Genomic DNA, 1,538 nt, shown 5'->3' with positions numbered 1-1,538 from the left:
AAGGGAGATCCAGTGTATCTCGCCGGTCGGCCCGCCGCACCGCCCACTCGCGTCCCTATGTGTGCGGTGCGATCGATGTTGCCGACGCTTTCTTTGGCGCGGCCGTTCGGCGGAACCCGCGATCGTTCGCCATGAACGCTTCGAGCATATGGGGAATCAGGGTCGCGGTATCGACGGCTTCGCCATAGGTCTGCGCATGGACGTCGGCATAGCGATCTAGCTCTGCCTTGAGCGGGGCCGGGCAAAGGAAGGTCATCTTCACGGCCCGCGTGCTTGGCAACGGGCCGAGCCGCAGGGATTTGTGGGTGGTCATGGCGTTGTGCCTCCATCGACAAACAGGGGTTGGTAGGGCCGAAGCACCAGATCCGATCGAACGATGATCCGAACCGGCAACCCTGGCCGCTCGGTGAGCGTGGCCTGGAGATTGAGGTTGCGCCGGGTCAGTTCCTGCCCGGCCTGGTTCACGCTGTCCTGCAAGCTGTCGCGGCCGGCGATGATGATCCGGTCACCGTTGCGATTCTCAGGCGCGGCCAGCTCGGCACCGACACCCAGGAGGCTGGTAAGCGCTGCACCGGCCACGAGCCGTTGCCAGTGCCAGTCCACGCCATCCTCCAGGCCGGCATAGCCGGCCGGATCGGCACCTGCGAGATTGTCGAGCATGATCGACGACGTGTCGGGCAGGATGATCCGGTTCCAGACAACCTGCACCCGGTTTTGTCCATAGCTCACCTGACTATTATATTTCCCGAAGAGCCGCGAGCCTTGCGGGATAAGCAGATATCGCCCCGTCGCGGTGTCGTAGACCGGCTCCGTCACCGTCGCGATCACGTCACCCGGCACGTCCGATTTGATGCCCGTCACCAGTGCGGCGGCGATCACCGTTCCGGCCATCACCTGATAGGGTGAGGCGGGCATGCGCAGAGTACTGGCATTGCGGGTTTCCGGTTTTGCGCTTTTCAGGAACGCTTCCTTCTGGTCCTGCCGGTTCTGCACGGCTCCCGGATCGGCGGATCCCGCCGCCTGCACCGTGGGCGACGTGCCCGACGGTGCGCCCGATGCCAACGCATCGAGGTCAGCCAGCGTAGCCGTGGGCGACGCCTTCTCCGCTTCGGTGGCGGCGACGGTCTGGACGGGACCGCCCGAGCCGGGCTGCCCGGTGCGGAAGAACACGGACGATCCCGCCGCCGCTTCGGCCTCCTTGTGCCGGGCATCCCGATCCGCGTCGCCCGGTCCTTCACCGGGCGCGGTGTAACGGGCCTCCACTGGCCGTTGGGCATTCAGCATCGGCGGCCCCAGATCGCCAGGTAACGGCGGCCCGAGCGGCGGCACCTCTGATGCGGCCTTTTGCGGCAGTTTGGTGTAGTCGGCCGGCAACTGATCGAGTTCGCCAGCCCGCTGCACGCGATCGACGTTATAGAGTCGGCCCTTCAGAATTAGTCGAAGTCAAGGGTGGCAAGGGGCCGCCGGAAGATCGTGTTTCCCAGAACTCCCAGAAGCAATATTGATCTGAATGGTTTCCTGGGAGTTTGGAACTTCGC

1 protein-coding gene and 1 pseudogene are annotated in these 1,538 nt (G+C 64.7%); both read right to left on the bottom strand.

Translation table 11 applies throughout. The features are described from left to right. Positions 1-55 precede the first annotated feature (55 nt). Positions 56-313 (bottom strand): DUF2274 domain-containing protein, encoded by a 258-nt coding sequence (locus tag BVER_RS27720; protein WP_050455986.1) that lies wholly within the window; start codon positions 311-313, stop codon positions 56-58. After that, a pseudogene (locus BVER_RS27715) lies at positions 310-1,419 on the bottom strand (TraB/TrbI/VirB10 family type IV secretion system protein); the annotation flags it as partial. The gene BVER_RS27720 and the pseudogene BVER_RS27715, both read right to left, overlap by 4 nt. Positions 1,420-1,538 lie beyond the last annotated feature (119 nt).

It is taken from the genome of Candidatus Burkholderia verschuerenii (assembly GCF_001189365.1).
Taxonomy (GTDB): Bacteria; Pseudomonadota; Gammaproteobacteria; order Burkholderiales; family Burkholderiaceae; genus Caballeronia; species Caballeronia verschuerenii.
The sequence above is the reverse complement of the archived record's forward strand: the minus strand, read 5'-3'. Positions and strand labels throughout refer to the sequence as shown.

Coding starts and splice junctions, on each gene's coding strand:
- BVER_RS27720 (WP_050455986.1), bottom strand. CDS start 313: ATGACCACCCACAAATCCCTGCGGCTCGGCCCGTTGCCAAGCACGCGG.